Below are 15,301 nucleotides of genomic sequence, written 5' to 3' on the forward strand. Positions count from 1 at the left end.
CCCAACGCCGACCCCACGTACGCCTCAGCCATGGTTCCCCCGTGTCCCCGGTCTCTCTCCTGTGCGCCTGCCGGTGGAGCACAGGGAGTATAGAGGCGGGACCTACCGGCGGGAGGCCTTGCGCTGGGCGCGCAGCCACTCCTTGTTCATCGCCGCGATCGACGGCAGCGGAATCCCCTTCGGGCACGCCGTCGCGCACTCCCCCGTGAGCGTGCAGCCGCCGAAGCCCTCGGCGTCCATCTGACCCACCATGTCCAGGACCCGCGTCTCCCGTTCCGGGGCGCCCTGGGGCAGCACGTTCAGATGGTTGACCTTCGCCGACGTGAAGAGCATCGCCGAGCCGTTGGGGCAGGCCGCCACACACGCGCCGCAGCCGATGCACTCGGCGTGCTCGAAGGCGAAGTCGGCGTCCGCCTTCGGGACCGGCGTCGCGTGGGCCTCGGGGGCCGAGCCCGTCGGCGCGCTGATGTAGCCGCCGGCCTGGATGATGCGGTCGAAGGCGGAGCGGTCGACGACCAGGTCCTTGACGACCGGGAACGCCGAGGCGCGCCACGGCTCGATGTCGATCGTGTCGCCGTCGCGGAAGGACCGCATGTGGAGCTGGCAGGTGGTGGTGCGCTCGGGTCCGTGGGCGTCCCCGTTGATGACCAGGCTGCAGGCGCCGCAGATGCCCTCGCGGCAGTCGTGGTCGAAGGCGACGGGGTCCTCACCGCGCAGGATGAGCTCCTCGTTGAGCGTGTCGAGCATCTCCAGGAACGACATGTCCGAGGAGATTCCGTCCACGTCGTAGGTGGACATGGCGCCGGGGGCGTCGGCGTTCTTCTGGCGCCAGACGCGCAGGGTGAGCTTCATGCGTAGCTCCGCTGGGTGGGGTGGACGTACTCGAAGACGAGGTCTTCCTTGTGCAGGACAGGGGCGGCGCCCTGGTTGAACTCCCAGGCCGCCGCGTACGAGAACTCCTCGTCGCGCCGCGCGGCCTCGCCGTCCGGCGTCTGGGACTCCTCGCGGAAGTGGCCACCGCAGGATTCGGCCCGGTTCAGCGCGTCGAGACACATCAGCTCGGCGAGCTCCAGATAGTCGACGATCCGGTTGGCCTTCTCCAGCGACTGGTTCAATTCCTCGCCGCTGCCCGGGACCTTGATGCGGCGCCAGAACTCCTCGCGGATCTGCGGAATACGGTCGAGCGCCTTGCGCAGACCCTCGTCCGTGCGGGCCATGCCGCAGAACTCCCACATCAGTTCGCCGAGTTCGCGGTGGAAGGAGTCGGGTGTCCGGTCGCCGTCCACGGCGAGCAGCAGGTTGAGGCGGTCCTGGGTCTCGGCGAGGACCTCGCGCACCACCGGGTGCGTGTCATCGAGCGGTTCGCTCGACGGGTGGCGGGCCAGGTAGTCGTTGATGGTGGAGGGCAGGACGAAGTAGCCGTCGGCGAGGCCCTGCATCAACGCGGAGGCGCCGAGCCGGTTGGCACCGTGGTCGGAGAAGTTGGCCTCGCCGATGGCGAAGAGACCGGGGACGGTGGTCTGGAGGTCGTAGTCCACCCAGAGTCCGCCCATCGTGTAGTGCACGGCGGGGTAGATCCGCATCGGCACCTCGTACGGGTTCTCGGCGGTGATCCGCTCGTACATGTCGAAGAGGTTGCCGTACTTCTCCTCGACCGCCTTGCGGCCCATCCGCCGGATCGCGTCGGCGAAGTCGAGGTACACCCCCTGGCCGCCCGGTCCGACGCCCCGGCCCTCGTCGCAGACGTTCTTGGCGGCGCGGGAGGCGATGTCGCGGGGGACGAGGTTGCCGAAGGAAGGGTAGATGCGCTCGAGGTAGTAGTCGCGCTCGTCCTCGGGGATCTCGGCGGCGGGGCGGGTGTCGCCCTTCGCCTTGGGGACCCAGATGCGGCCGTCGTTGCGCAGCGACTCGCTCATCAGGGTGAGCTTTGACTGGTGGTCGCCGGTGCGCGGGATGCAGGTGGGGTGGATCTGGGTGAAGCAGGGGTTGGCGAAGTACGCGCCGCGCCGGTGGGCCCGCCAGACGGCGGTGGCGTTGGAGTTCATGGCGTTCGTCGACAGGTAGAAGACGTTGCCGTAGCCGCCGCTGGCCAGGACCACCGCGTCCGCGTAGTGGGTGGAGATCTCGCCGGTGACGAGGTCGCGGGCGACGATGCCGCGCGCCCGGCCGTCGACGACGATCAGGTCCAGCATCTCGGTCCTGGCGTGCAGTTCGACGTTTCCGGCCGCGATCTGCCGGGACAGCGCCTGGTACGCGCCGAGCAGCAGCTGCTGACCCGTCTGGCCGCGGGCGTAGAAGGTACGGGAGACCTGGACGCCGCCGAAGGAGCGGGTGTCGAGCAGACCGCCGTACTCGCGGGCGAAGGGCACGCCCTGGGCGACGCACTGGTCGATGATCTCGACCGAGATCTGGGCGAGGCGGTGGACGTTGGACTCACGGGCGCGGAAGTCGCCGCCCTTGACGGTGTCGTAGAAGAGGCGGTGGACGGAGTCACCGTCGTTGCGGTAGTTCTTCGCGGCGTTGATACCGCCCTGCGCGGCGATGGAGTGCGCCCGGCGCGGGGAGTCCTGGTAGCAGAACTGGACGACGTGGTAGCCCTGTTCGGCGAGGGTCGCACCGGCGGAGCCGCCGGCGAGTCCGGTGCCGACGACGATGACGGTGTGCTTGCGGCGGTTGGCGGGGTTGACCAGCTTGGCCTGGAAGCGGCGGGTGTCCCAGCGTTCGGCGATGGGGCCGGCGGGGGCCTTGTGGTCGACGACCGGCTCACCGGTCTGGAAGTCGAGGTAGCTCATGTCAGCTCACCACTCCGGTCATGACGGCTACGGGTACGGAGATGAAGCCCGCGGTCAGGACGAGCGCGAGGCCGTTCGCGAGGGCCTTGAGCAGCCGCTCCCTGGTCGCGTTGCCGACGCCGAGGGTCTGGGCGGCGCTCCAGAATCCGTGGCGGATGTGCAGGCCGACGGCGAGCATGGCGACGATGTAGATCACGTTGCCGTACCAGGTGGAGAAGGTGTCGACGACGTTCTGGTACGGGTGGCCCTCCTGGAAACCGCCGGGGTGGACGGTGCCGGTGGTCAGGTCCAGGACGTGCCAGACGATGAAGAGCGCGACGATCACGCCGCCCCAGCGCATGGTGCGGGTGGCGTAGGAGGACCGCTTGCGGCGGTGGACGTAGGCGGCGGAGCGGGCCTTGATGTCCCGCTTGCTGAGCTGGTACGCGGAGACGGCGTGGGCGACGACGGCGGCGAGCAGCACGATCCGGACGAGCCACAGGGCCCAGGAGTAGTGCAGGACGGGATCGCCCATGGTGCGCAGCCAGTGGCCGTACGCGTTGAACTCCTCGGGGCCGAAGAAGACCTTGAGGTTTCCCATGACGTGGGCCACGAGGTAGCCGAGCATGATCAGACCGCTCACGGCCATGACGGTCTTCTTGCCGATGGTCGATGACCAGAAGCCGCGGGAGCGGGTGGGCGGCGGTGGTGCCGTCTTCGTTGCCAGAGCCATACGGACGACGCTAGGGCCGGAGGGCCCGAGAGGTCCAAGACATGGTCCGGCTCATCTCGATAGGCTGAGCCTATGCAGTTCCAGCAGCTTCTGTACTTCGTGGCCGTGGCCGAGACCCGGCACTTCACGCGCGCCGCCGAGCGGGTGCATGTGTCCCAGCCCTCGCTCTCGCAGCAGATCAGGGCCCTGGAGCAGGAGCTGGGGGCGGAGCTGTTCAGCCGGGCGCGGGGGAACATCGCGCTGACGGACGCGGGCGAGGCGCTGCTGCCGCTGGCCCGGCGGATCCTCGCGGACACCGACACGGCCCGGCACGAGGTGCAGGAGCTGGTGCAGCTGAAGCGCGGGCGGGTGCGGCTCGGCGCGACGCCGAGCCTGTGCACGGGTCTGCTGCCGGACGTGCTGCGCGCCTTCCACGATCTGCACCCGGGGATCCGGCTCCTCATCGAGGAGGGCGGCTCGCACGATCTCGTACGGGAGCTGGCGCGCGGCGCGCTGGATCTGGCGCTGGTGGTGCTGCCGCTGCCGACGCCGTCACCGGCGCTGACGACGGTGGAGCTGCTGCGCGAGGACCTGGTGGTGGTGTCGAGCGCGGCGGCCCCGGCGCCCGGGCGGCCGGTGCGGATCGCGGATCTGCGGGACCAGCCGCTGGTGATGTTCCGGCACGGCTACGACCTGCGGGAGCTGACCGTGGCGGCGTGCCGGGCGGAGGGTTTCGAGCCCTCGTTCACGGTGGAAGGCGGCGAGATGGACGCGGTGCTCGGGTTCGTGCGGGCGGGTCTCGGGGTGGCGGTGGTGCCGGCGATGGTCGCCGCGCGTGCGGGGCGTGACCTCCGGGTCACGTCTCTGGCCCGGCCGGGCCTGCGGCGGACGATCGCCCTGGCCCACCGCAGCGACGTGGCCCCACCCCGCGCGGCGCGGGAGCTCCAGCGGGTCCTGCTGGCCTCGCGCGCGGCCACCTGACGACCACCCCCGGCCCCCGCGCCGTACGCATTCGCCCCCTGAGGCGGTGCACGCGGTACCCACGGGCACCGCCCCCGATGGCTAGACCGCGTCCGCGAGGAGCAGGGTGTGGATGCGGTCCGGGGCGCCCGGGCGGGCGTAGTACCAGCCTTGGGCCGTGTCGCAGCCCAGTTCGCGGAGCTGCTGCGCCTGCGCCCCCGTCTCCACCCCCTCGACCGTCACCGCCAGCGACAGGCTGTGCGCCAGCGAGACGATCCCCTCCACGATCTTGAGATCGACCGGGTCCGCCGGATGCTGCTGCATGCCTCGTGTGAAGGAGCGGTCCAGCTTGAGGACGCTCACCGGCAGCCGGCGCAGGTTCGCCAGGTTCGAGTACCCCGTGCCGAAGTCGTCCAGTGCGATGTCCACGCCCATCTCGGCGAGCTGCCGCAACGGCTTCAGCAGATCGTCGTCCGCGCCTATCAGCGCCGACTCGGTGACCTCCAGGCACAGGGCGCCCGGTTCCAGGCCGGAGCGCTCCAGGACGTCGACGGTGTCGGCGACCAGCCGCGGGTGGTGCAGTTGGGTCGGCGACAGGTTGACGTTGATCCGCAGCGGACCGCCGTCGGAGTGCCGGGTCTGCCAGAACCGGGCCTGGCGTACCGCCTCCTGGAGCACCCAGCGCCCCAGCGGCACGATCAGCCCGGTGTTCTCGGCGAGCGGGATGAACCGGTCGGGCCCGAGCACACCGTGCTGCGGGTGGCACCACCGTACGAGCGCCTCCGCGCCGTGCACACTGCCGTCGCCGAGGTGCACCAGCGGCTGGTACTCGATGAAGAACTCGCCGCGTTCCAGCGCCGCCGGCAGCGCGGTGGTCAGCCCGTGCCGGGTGATCGCGCGGGCGTCGGCCTCCGCGTCGGCGAACTCGAAGCGGTTGCCGCCCGCCGACTTGGCGCGGTACATCGTGATGTCGGCGCTGCGCAGCACCTCGGCCGGGGTCCGCTCCCCCGCCGGTCCCTCGACGACACCGATGCTGCCGCGCACGGTCAGTTCGCGCCCGTCGATCCGGACGGGCGCGGCGAGCGCGGCGAGGATGCGGTTCGCCAGGTCGACGACATCCCGCTCGGTGCCTCGGCCCGTCGTCAGGGCGACGAACTCGTCGCCGCCGAGCCGGGCCACCATCTCGCCCGGGGCCGTGGCGCAGCTCTGCAGCCGGTCGGCGACCTCGACGAGCAGCCGGTCGCCGGTGGAGTGGCCCAGGCTGTCGTTGATGGCCTTGAAACCGTCGAGGTCCAGGTAGCAGAGCCCGAAGCGGGCGCCGTCACCCGGGGCGAGCGCCTTCTCCAGACGCTCGAAGAACAGGGTCCGGTTCGGCAGTCCGGTGAGCGCGTCATGGGTCGCCTCGTACCGCAGCCGCAGGTTGAGCAGCCGCCGCTCGGTGGTGTCCTCCATCAGCGCCAGCTGGTACTGGGGGGAGCCCTCGGCGTCACGCAGGAGAGACACGGTCAGGTTGGTCCACAGGACGGTGCCGTCGCCCCGGTAGTACGGCTTCTCGACGCGGTAGTGGTCGCGCTCGCCGCGCACCAGCTCGCCGTAGAGCTTCCAGACGTGCGGGGCGTCCTCGGGATGGACCCAGTCCTGGACGTTGCGACTGCGGACCTGGCTCTCCATGCCGCCGAACATCCGCGTCAGGGTCTCATTGACCTCAAGGACGTTGCCGTGAAGGTCGGCGATGCCGATGCCGATGGCGGCGCGCTCGAAGACCGCGCGGAAGCGGGTCTCGGTGGAGTGCAGGGCGAGTTCGGCGGCGCTGCGGGCGGCGAACGCGGAGCGGGCGATGGCCTCTTGTTCGGCGAGGGTCCGCTCGCGCAGGGCCTGGGCGAAGCCGGCGGCCAGGGCGTGCTGGAGCCGCGCGCAGCGGGCCCGTAGCTCCTCGGCGGGTGTGTTCCGCTCGTCGCCGCAGTAGAGCACCAGGTACGACTCGATGACCCCGAGGGTACGGCTGAGCGCGTCCGGGTCGGTGCAGTGGGCTGCGACCAGGGCAGCGCCCGCGCGGTGCGCCGGGGCCGTGTCGAAGGGACGGTCGTGCAGCGCGGCGCTCAACGTGCGCGCGATCGGCAGCAGATGCTGCTCGAACTCGGCGCGGGTCAGCGAGGTGGCGGTGACCGGGAAGATGGCCCGGCTCCAGATGGTGGCGAACCGCCTGAGTCTGTCCTCCGGGCCGTCCGGCTCCGCGCCGGAATCGGACGGCTGAGACGGCACCTTCACGCCTTGCGCCCCACCCCTGCGAAGCCCGAGAAGGCGTATGGATCCTCCTCGTCCGTGGGGCCGTCGGGCCGCCAGAGAGGCATGGAGACGAGGCCCGGATCGACCAGTTCGACGCCTTCGAAGAACCGGGATATCTCGGCGTGCGAGCGCATGACGAGCGGATTGCGGATGTTCCGGTAGACCCCGACGGTGCCGCCCGCTTCCTCCTCCGTCAGCGGAATGCCTTCGTAGGAGGCGTGGGTCAGGACGACGAGGCTGCCGGGGGCGAGCGCGTCGACGAGTTCGGCGACGGCCCGCTCCGGCTCGTCCTCGTCCTCGAGGAAGTGCAGGACGGCCACGAGCAGCAGGGCCACCGGCCGTTCGAGGTCGAGGAGTTGGCCGACCTCGGGGCTGTGCAGGATCTCCTGTGGCTTGCGCAGGTCCGCGGAGAGGACGGCCGTGTCGTCGTTGCCTTCGAGGACGGCTCTGCTGTGCGCCACGGCGACCGGGTCGTGGTCGACGTACACCACTCGCGCGCCGGGGGCGGCGGCCTGGGCGACCTCGTGGACATTGCCGAACGTCGGTATGCCGGAGCCGATGTCGAGGAACTGGGTGATTCCGTGGTCGACCGCGTAGCGGACCGCGCGACGCATGAAGGCACGGTTCGCCTGCATGATCTTGGGGAGTCCCGGCATGAACGCCATGGCCTTACGGGCGGCTTCCCGGTCCACCTCGAAATTGTGCGAGCCGCCCAGATAGAAGTCGTACATACGGGACACGCTCGGCACCGAGATATCGATACCCGGCGGGGCCCAGGCGGGACGCTCCATCAATGTCTCCAACAAGTCGCCACGGGGGATGCGGCCATGTGTTCGCGGCCGGTGTTCGAGCCGAGGCTACTGATCGCCCGCCGGGAGGGCGAGTAGAAACGGAAATTCGCGGTCCGTTCTTGGTCACACGCCATTGGCACGTGCAGCCGGAACGCGGAGTTCACGTACATCCGGAACGCAGAGTTCACGCCTTCAGGTCGTGCAAATTCACGTGCATATGGACGTGCGCCGGCCCGCCGTCACGCGAGGAGTGACGGCGGGCCGACCGGTCGGAAGCGCGGCGCGGGGGACCTACTTGGGCGCTCCGACCAGCTTTCCCTCGGGGGACACGGCGTACCAGGTGCCGCCCACACCTTGGCCGTTGGTGTCTCCGGGCGCCTCGTCGCCGGCGAAGGTGTAGAGCGGCCAGCAGTCGATCGTCTGCTGCTTGATGCCGTCGGGGCGGTTGAAGGTCACGAAGCCCTTCTTGGTGATGCCCTCGATGCCGTTCTTGTCGACGGGGGCGACAACCGGCCACTTCTCCAGGCAGGCGCCCGTGCAGGCCGTCTTCATGGGCCAGGCGGAATCCTTCTTGAAGCGGTAAACCGTCATTCCTCGCGAATCGACCACGATGTCACCGAGCTTGGGGTCCTTGCGCACCGAGAGCCCGGCGGCGTCCGCACCGGAATCCTCGGCGTCACCCTCGTCCGATTCGCCGCCCGCGGCCGGCGCGGCCTTCTTTCCGTCCGGGGCCGCGGCGAACCAGGTGCCGCCGACACCCTGGCCGTTGAGGTCGCCGGGCTTGGTGTCCTTGGCGTACCGGTACATCGGCCAGCCGTCGAGGGTGAGTTGCTTGCTGCCGTCGGTCCGGGTGACCTCGCCCAGCAGCGAAGGGTCCACGCCCGCCGGGGGCTTGGCACCCGCAGCGCTCACCACGGGCCACGCCTTGGCGCAGTCGCCCTCGCAGGTGGCCCGGGGCGGGGAGGAGGAGTCCTTGTCGAAGCGGTAGAGGGTGAAGCCTTCGCTGTCCGTGACCACCTTGCCCAACTGCTTGGTGTCCGCAACCGCCAACTGCCCGGCGGGTTCGGCCGCGCCGCTCCCGCCGCCGGCGTCGGAGCCGTAGCCCCCGGAGGCGTATCCGCCGGAACTGTAGCCGTTGTCCGCAGGCGCACCGGCCGGGTTCGCCGCTCCGGCGGGCTGCCCGCCCAGCGTCGACTCTCCCTTCTCCTGACCGCACGCCGTCGTCAGCGCGAGAACGGCCGCCGCCGTCAGCGCGAGTGCCGCGTTCCCCCAGGTCTTCATGTCAACTCCCCTTGCTCAATGGATTGTTGGCGCGGCGCCGGACGCCGTTCCCGGCATTGGATACGGAGCGCGGCGGCATCGTGCTCAAGGAGGGGAGGAATTTTTTTGGGGAAACGTCAAACCTCGCCCTCCGAGAACCCCTCCATCCGGGGAATCCACGGCGTTCCCGGCGTGCTGGGCCGGGCTTGTGATCATGATCTTCGTCGTGTCTCTGTACGGATCGTCTCTCGCACGGCCCTTGGCGGCCGCCGCGCTCCTGTGGCTGTTCGCCGCACCGGCGCCCGCCGCCGCCGACGCCTGCGCCTATGCCACGACCGGGCCCGGCGGCTCGAACACCTCGGTCGCGGTCGCCGGGCCCGGCGCGTGCTCGCCCACCCCCACGCCTCCCGCACCGCCGCCTCCTGTACCCACGCCTACGACGCCCGAGCCCTCGCCGCCACCGCCGTCATCGCCGCCGCCACCGCCACCGCCACCGCCACCGACGACGCCCCCTCCCGTACGCGCGGATCCGCCGCCACCACCCAGCCAGGCACCGCCTGAGCCGGTCCCGCCGCGGCCCGCACCGGCGTCCGAAGCCCCTTCGCCGCCCGCTCCCCCGGTCCCGGCCCCACCGCCGCGCCTGCGCTCGCCGACCCCGACCCCCGTCGCCCTGCCCGCCTATCGCCGCGCCTCGCGGCCCGAGCCCAAGGGCGGCCCCTCGCTCGTGTCCATGATGCTGCTTGTCACCGCCCCCGCGGTGCTCGCGACCGCGATTCTGCGCCCCCGCTCCCGCTGAGCCCCGACGGAGGAAACCCATGTCCGAATGGCTTGTCCTGACCATCGCGATGGCCGCCGCCTGCGCCGTCGTCCTCACCATCGTCGTCATCAACAACCGCAGGGTTCCCGACGACGACGATCCCACCGAGACCCCGGACGTCATGGAGTACATGACGATGATGATCGGCGTGATCTACGCGATCGTGCTCGGTCTCGCCATCGCGGGTGTCTGGGAGGCGCGCGGCTCGGCCCAGGAGACCGTGCGCCAGGAGGCCCAGGCACTGCACGAGATCTCGGCCCGGGTCGAGGTGTACCCGGCCGACGTCCGGACCCGGATCCGCGCCGATGTGGACGCGTACGTCTCGTACGTGGTCGACGAGGAGTGGCACCACATGTCCGAGCACGGCGAGCTCAGCGAGGAGGGCACCCGGCTTCTGGAGCAGGTGCGCCGGAGCGTGACCGACTACCGGCCGGCCGACGACCACGAGGGGCAGGCGTATCAGCCGCTCGTGGACCAGGTGGCGGTGGTGGACGACACCCGGGGCGCGCGGGGCCAGAACGCGGGGGCGACCATGCCCGGGGTGGTGTGGTTCGGCCTGATCATCGGAGCACTGGTGACGGTCGGCCTGATCTTCACCCTGCAGATCCGGCGCACCGGCCGTGAACTGCTCCTCGCCGGCCTGTTCAGCGCGCTCATCGCCTTTCTGCTCTTCCTGATCTGGGACTTCGACGCGCCCTTCGGACGCGGCATCTCGGCGACGGCCACACCGTTCACCGACCTCTTCCCACACCTCACGAGCTAGGGCGCGCGCCTACCCCAGGGGTTGAACCCGGGCGACACGCGATGTGGGCCGGACGGGGGACACGCGTGCCCCATTCGCCCGTCTGGGATCGCGGCTGTGATAAAGGGCTCTTAGCGTTTCGGGCATCGAGGTGCATGTCTGGCCATGTGCGGAAACCTCTTCCGCAGCTGCTCCTCGGGGACCCGGAGGATTCACCATGCGCGCGAAACGTATCGCGTCCGCCGCCGTGCTGGGGGCGGCCGCCCTCGCGCTGGCGGTTCCCGTCGCCTCGGCGGCGGACGGCGCTCCCGCACCGAACCCGAAGGCGCCACGGGCGAAGGCGCCGGGCGATTTCGTCGTCACGCCCTCGCTGGTCGCGCCGGGCGGCAGGGTGACGCTCAGCGCTCCCGGCTGCCGCAGTACGGCGATCGCCTCGTCGGGCATCTTCGACACGGTGACGATCGCCCCCGGATCCTCGGCCACCGCCCTGGTGGACCTGGACGCCAAGCGGGGTGCCGTCTACACGGTCACGTTCAACTGCACCGGCGGCATCACGGACACCGTCAACCTGACCATCAGCGGCACCACCGCGACCCCGACGATCAGCTCCACCGTCCTCACCACCCCGCGCGGCGTGCAGGGCGGTGTCGGCGGTTCCGTCGACGGGTTCGAGACGGCGACGCTGGTCACCGGCGCCGGACTCGTCGTCGCCGCGGCCGCCGGAACCGTCTTCGTCGTACGCCGCCGGTCACTCGACCGGGGCCGACGTCACTGACGTGGAGGGGACGGTGTCTCCCCCGTACCCCCCGCACACGCCCGTCGCCCCCGATTCCTGATCCACAGGATTCGGGGGCGACGGGCTTTTCGGGGGGGGTACGAGGACGGCCGACCGGGAGGTTCGACCGGTCAGACCCTCGCGCCACCCAGGCGGCGCCGACGGGCGATGAAGAGACCGCCACCCAGCGCGGCCGCCGCCACGAGCGAACCGCCGATGGCCATCTCCGTGGAGCTGGGGGCGAGCGAGCCGCCGATACCGCCCTGCGCGCCCGTACCGGCCAGCACACGGAAGCGCTGGGTGAACGTCTGGTTGGGGCTGGTGCAGTTGACGGTCAGGGTGTGCTCACCGAGCGTGGCGTTGTTGTGGATGCGGGCGACGGCGCTGGAGACGCCGCCGGAGGGCGCGGAAAGGGCGACCGTCGGGAAGGCGGCGGATGAGACGGTGCCCGCGGCGCAGCCCCTGACGGTGATCGTGAGGGTCGACCCCTGGTGGACCGCGAAGGGGGTGACGGTGACGTTGCGGGAGCCGTCACCTCCCCGTCCGTCACCTCCTCGCCCGTCACCTCCTCGCCCGTCACCTCCCTGCTGGACCGCAGAGGAGTCGACAGTGACACTGCTGGGACCGTGGGTGGCGGCGGCGAGGGGGGCCGCGAGCCCGACCGCCGCGATCGCGGTGGCGGTCACCGCCAGAGTGCGTGCAGCACGCATGGTTGAACCTCCAGTGGAAGACGCCCCAAAGCGGTGCCCCGGGAAATTCGACGAGTACGCCTTCCATGACGAACCATCACAAGTGCCGACAATCACCGCATCTCGGCACTGGTCCACCCCGGTGAGGCGACACGCCGGGGAATGGACCCGTGGATCTGACGGAGCCGCAGGTCACGGGCCACCAGGAGGCTTATCCGATGATTACTCGTTCGGGTCATCGTTCTCGTCACCCGCCCCGCTCTGAGGTACGACTGAGCTCCCGGCGTGCACCGGACGGCCGCCACACGGCCCGGACCGCGGCCGCCACCCGTTCGCCTTTCCCTGATCGCCGGTCCGGCCCGTCACCCTTACCGTTCTGACGACGCCACGAAGGGAGAACCATGAGCCCCAAGGACTTCAGCGTCTTTGAGCGGAGGAGACGCCAACCGTGGGGCGTCCTCGCTCTCGTCATGCTGTCCGGCCTGGCGATGATGCGCAATGGAGTCGACGTCGAGCTCGGCCCGCCGCAGCCGGCGGCCGCCGCGGCTCCCGACACCCGCCTGATCGGGGCTCCTCCCACCGCACCCCACGGTCTGGAACCGCTGCCGTTCGCCCAGGCCTCGCGGGTGCGGATCCCCACGATCAGGGTCGAGGCCCCCCTCATGGACGTGGGCCTCGACGGGAACGGCTGGATCGCGGCGCCGCCGCCGGAGGACCCCAACCTGGCCGGCTGGTACCAGAACGGCATCGCGCCCGGACAGCGCGGCACGTCCGTCCTCGTCGGACACGTCGACAACGCGGCGGGTCCGGCGGTCTTCTACAACCTCGGCTCGCTGGACAAGGGCCAGCACATCGAGGTGGAGCGGTACGACGGCCGGGTCGCCGTCTTCGAGATCTACGGCGTCGAGGTGTACGCCAAGAACAACTTCCCCGGCGTCCAGGTCTACGGCGACACCGGGGAACCCGAGCTCCGGGTCATCACCTGCGGCGGCGGCTACTCACGCGCGCACGGCTACGACGGCAATGTCGTCGTGTACGCCCGGATGGTCGGCTCGCGCTGAGCCGCACGGCGTACGGAGAAGGCCCCCGGAGTCCGGGGGCCTTCTCCGTGGGTGGGCCGCTCAGCGGCGCGGGACGGTGATGCTGTAGCCCGCGTCGAGCAGTTCGGGTAGATAGCGCTGGAGGGCCGCCACGCTCTGCGTGCGGTTTCCGCCCGCGTCGTGCGAGAGCACGACGACACCGGGCGCCGCTCCGTCCAGGACGCGGCGCACGATGCTGCTGGTGCCCGGTTCCTTCCAGTCGAGGGTGTCGACGGTCCAGGCGAGGGGTTCCATGCCCAGCTCGGCGCCGATCTCGAAGGAGTGCCGGTTCCAGGCCCCGAACGGGGCGCGATACCAGAGGGGCGGCGCGCCCAGGATCCGCTCGACGAGATCGCTGGTGGAGCCCAGTTCCTCCCGGATCCGGGAGGGACGCAGCTTGGGGATGAGCGGGTGGGACCACGAGTGGTTCCCGACCACGTGCCCTTCCGCGGCCATCTGCCGTACGAGGTCCTTGTTCTCGGCGACCATCTCGCCGCAGACGAAGAACATCGCCCGGCAGCCGTAGCGGCGCAGGGTGGCGAGGATCTGCGGGGTGTAACGGGGGTCGGGCCCGTCGTCGAAGGTGAGCACCATCGAGCGGCCGACACCGGACATCTTCAGGAAGGGCCGCTGCCGGACCGGAGGCATCGCCTTGCGGAAGGCCGGGGGTGCGTAGGCCGTCATCGGCTGGAGCCGGTACGAGGAGGGCCCGAGCCGGGCGCCCGCCTGCGAGCCCGCCGCGGATCCGGTACCGGGGGCGGAGCCTCCGGCGAGGTCCGGTGGCGCGTTCGGCGGGGAGCCCGGCGGAACGCTCGGCGGTGCGCTCGGCGGCGCGCCGAAGCGGTCCGCCGTGAGGACTCCGACCGTGACTGTGGCCCCGAGGGCGGCGGCGAAGCGCAGCACGGCCCGCCGCCCGGTGGGCATCTGATCCGTTTTCATGACTAATAGCTCGCATGGCCGAAGGCCGGTGCCCCTCATCGACACCGGCCGTCCGCCCGAATACACCCGTTGAGCCGATGGGCGCCTACTCCCCCATCACCAGACCGTCCCGGGCGGCGCCGCGTTCGAGGACGACATCGCGAATGGTGTCGCGTACGGCGGTGAGGGGTTCGCCCCGCTTGATGGCGGCGTTGAGGTCGACCACCCGTCCCCGGCCGGTGTCGAACCACTGCGGGAGGAACTCGGCCCTGGTGACCTCCCAGCGCGCGCCGGGGGCGGTGGGCGGGGTGAAGGTGAACCGCCCGAGGGTGCCCTGGTTGCCCCGTGGGTCGAACGCCCCCCCGTGGTTGATCATGTCACCGGCGATCTGGTCGCCCATGCCGTAGACGACCCAGGTGCCGTTGACCTTCTCGTACGCCTGCGGGACATGGGCGTGGGTGCCGAGGATCAGATCGATGTCGGGCCGGTCGCCGGTCCGCGAGGCCGTGAGAGACCTGCCGAGGGTGAGCTGGCGGTTGTCGGGGGCCGTCTGCCACTCGGTTCCCCAGTGGATGCTGACCACGACCACATCGGCGCCGGCGTTCCGGGCGGCGCGTGCGTCGGCGATGATCTTCTGCTCGTCGATCAGGTTGACCGCCCACGGCTGCCCCTCGGGCAGCGGGTAACCGTTGGTGTCGTAGGTGTACGCGAGCTGCGCGACGGTCGCGTCCCCCGCCTTCAGCAGGGTGGGGCGGGCCGCCTCCTCGGCCGTGCGGGCCGAACCGGCGTGCCGGACGCCCGCCTTGTCGAGGGCGTCGAGGGTACGGCGGAGACCGGCGGCGCCGTCGTCCAGACTGTGGTTGGAGGCGGTGGAGCAGGAGTCGTAGCCCGTCTCCTTGAGGGCGGTGGCGACCTCGGGCGGGGACTTGAAGGCGGGGTAGCCGGTGTAGGGCCCGCCCTCCTGCCCGTACACGGTCTCCATGTGGCAGATCGCCAGGTCGGCCCCGGAGACCACGCTCTTCACGCCGGACAGCATCGGGCGGAAGTCGTACCCCCGGCCGTTCGCGTCGGCGGCGGCCTGGCGGATGATCGAGGCGTGCGGCAGGACGTCGCCGGAGGCGACGACGGTGAAGCCGGTCCGGGCCGAGGCCGCGCCGCCGACCGCCGAGGGGCCGCCCCCATCGCGTGGCGCGGACGGGGCTCCGGGAGTGCGGGCGCCGCCGGCACAGCCGGCCGCCGCCGTCAGCAGGACGACGGCGAGGGCCACCGTTCCCTGTCTCGTACGCTGGGTCATCTGCCGACTCCGCCCAATTAGTCCGATGAACATCTGTCCAGATGAATTCACAGGGCATATAAGCCGCAGTCAAGAGTCAAAGCCGCAGAAACCGCCAAAACCTGCCGAAACGGACGAAGAGCCTCCGGCCGACCGTTCGCCGCACCATTCGCCGCTCGGTGCGACCGCTCGTCGCAGACAGTTGCGCGGTCCCTGTCCCTTGCCGCC

At 70.8% G+C, this 15,301-nt stretch carries 14 protein-coding genes; 5 read left to right on the forward strand and 9 right to left on the reverse strand.

From position 1 onward, the window contains the following. Positions 1-102: 102 nt before the first annotated feature. From ABZ939_RS13050 to ABZ939_RS13060, 3 genes are read right to left on the reverse strand one after another with little or no spacing between them, the layout of a single operon-like run. On the reverse strand, positions 103-852 hold the full coding sequence (locus ABZ939_RS13050) for a succinate dehydrogenase/fumarate reductase iron-sulfur subunit (RefSeq protein WP_361852766.1): 750 nt from the start codon (positions 850-852) through the stop codon (positions 103-105). Further along, the gene (locus tag ABZ939_RS13055; protein ID WP_361852769.1) at positions 849-2,792 is read right to left on the reverse strand and encodes a fumarate reductase/succinate dehydrogenase flavoprotein subunit; all 1,944 of its coding nucleotides are present in this window, start codon (positions 2,790-2,792) and stop codon (positions 849-851) included. The genes ABZ939_RS13050 and ABZ939_RS13055 overlap by 4 nt, the downstream gene beginning before the upstream one ends. Position 2,793: 1 nt before the next feature. Beyond that, positions 2,794-3,504 carry a succinate dehydrogenase gene (locus tag ABZ939_RS13060; RefSeq protein WP_361852771.1) on the reverse strand — a complete coding sequence of 237 codons (711 nt, stop codon included), beginning with the start codon at positions 3,502-3,504 and terminating at the stop codon, positions 2,794-2,796. A gap of 72 nt (positions 3,505-3,576) precedes the next feature. On the opposite strand from ABZ939_RS13060, the gene ABZ939_RS13065 reads away from it, so the two are divergent. Beyond that, positions 3,577-4,464 carry a LysR substrate-binding domain-containing protein gene (locus ABZ939_RS13065; protein WP_361852774.1) on the forward strand — a complete coding sequence of 296 codons (888 nt, stop codon included), beginning with the start codon at positions 3,577-3,579 and terminating at the stop codon, positions 4,462-4,464. A gap of 81 nt (positions 4,465-4,545) precedes the next feature. Here the strand turns inward: ABZ939_RS13065 and ABZ939_RS13070 are convergent, their stop codons facing one another. From ABZ939_RS13070 to ABZ939_RS13080, 3 genes are all read right to left on the reverse strand, one after another. Beyond that, positions 4,546-6,711, reverse strand: a complete 2,166-nt coding sequence (locus ABZ939_RS13070; RefSeq protein ID WP_361852777.1) for an EAL domain-containing protein — start codon at positions 6,709-6,711, stop codon at positions 4,546-4,548. Then, positions 6,708-7,520 (reverse strand): SAM-dependent methyltransferase, encoded by an 813-nt coding sequence (locus tag ABZ939_RS13075; RefSeq protein ID WP_361852780.1) that lies wholly within the window; start codon positions 7,518-7,520, stop codon positions 6,708-6,710. The genes ABZ939_RS13070 and ABZ939_RS13075 overlap by 4 nt, the downstream gene beginning before the upstream one ends. Positions 7,521-7,811: 291 nt before the next feature. Then, positions 7,812-8,801 carry an SCO0930 family lipoprotein gene (locus tag ABZ939_RS13080; RefSeq protein WP_361852783.1) on the reverse strand — a complete coding sequence of 330 codons (990 nt, stop codon included), beginning with the start codon at positions 8,799-8,801 and terminating at the stop codon, positions 7,812-7,814. A gap of 363 nt (positions 8,802-9,164) precedes the next feature. Here ABZ939_RS13080 and ABZ939_RS13085 point away from each other — a divergent pair, with 363 nt between their 5' ends. The 3 genes from ABZ939_RS13085 to ABZ939_RS13095 all read left to right on the forward strand — a co-directional run bounded on the left by ABZ939_RS13085 (position 9,165) and on the right by ABZ939_RS13095 (position 11,114). Then, positions 9,165-9,341 carry a hypothetical protein gene (locus ABZ939_RS13085; protein ID WP_361852785.1) on the forward strand — a complete coding sequence of 59 codons (177 nt, stop codon included), beginning with the start codon at positions 9,165-9,167 and terminating at the stop codon, positions 9,339-9,341. A 254-nt stretch (positions 9,342-9,595) separates the two neighbouring features. Next, positions 9,596-10,360, forward strand: coding sequence for a hypothetical protein (locus tag ABZ939_RS13090; protein WP_361852788.1), 765 nt, complete (start codon positions 9,596-9,598; stop codon positions 10,358-10,360). Between the two features lie 196 nt (positions 10,361-10,556). Beyond that, a complete protein-coding gene (locus ABZ939_RS13095; RefSeq protein ID WP_361852791.1) occupies positions 10,557-11,114 on the forward strand; it encodes a hypothetical protein in 558 nt (185 codons plus the stop codon). Positions 11,115-11,245: 131 nt separating this feature from the next. Here the strand turns inward: ABZ939_RS13095 and ABZ939_RS13100 are convergent, their stop codons facing one another. After that, on the reverse strand, positions 11,246-11,824 hold the full coding sequence (locus ABZ939_RS13100; protein WP_361852793.1) for a hypothetical protein: 579 nt from the start codon (positions 11,822-11,824) through the stop codon (positions 11,246-11,248). A 380-nt stretch (positions 11,825-12,204) separates the two neighbouring features. On the opposite strand from ABZ939_RS13100, the gene ABZ939_RS13105 reads away from it, so the two are divergent. After that, a complete protein-coding gene (locus ABZ939_RS13105) occupies positions 12,205-12,864 on the forward strand; it encodes a class F sortase (protein WP_361852796.1) in 660 nt (219 codons plus the stop codon). 60 nt (positions 12,865-12,924) lie between these two features. Here the strand turns inward: ABZ939_RS13105 and ABZ939_RS13110 are convergent, their stop codons facing one another. Together ABZ939_RS13110 and ABZ939_RS13115 are read right to left on the reverse strand one after the other, a co-directional pair. Beyond that, positions 12,925-13,821, reverse strand: coding sequence for a polysaccharide deacetylase family protein (locus ABZ939_RS13110; protein WP_361852799.1), 897 nt, complete (start codon positions 13,819-13,821; stop codon positions 12,925-12,927). An 85-nt stretch (positions 13,822-13,906) separates the two neighbouring features. Further along, positions 13,907-15,094, reverse strand: a complete 1,188-nt coding sequence (locus ABZ939_RS13115; RefSeq protein WP_361852802.1) for a CapA family protein — start codon at positions 15,092-15,094, stop codon at positions 13,907-13,909. Positions 15,095-15,301: the final 207 nt, after the last annotated feature.

The organism is Streptomyces sp. NPDC046712 (genome assembly GCF_040645695.1).
GTDB lineage: Bacteria > Actinomycetota > Actinomycetes > Streptomycetales > Streptomycetaceae > Streptomyces.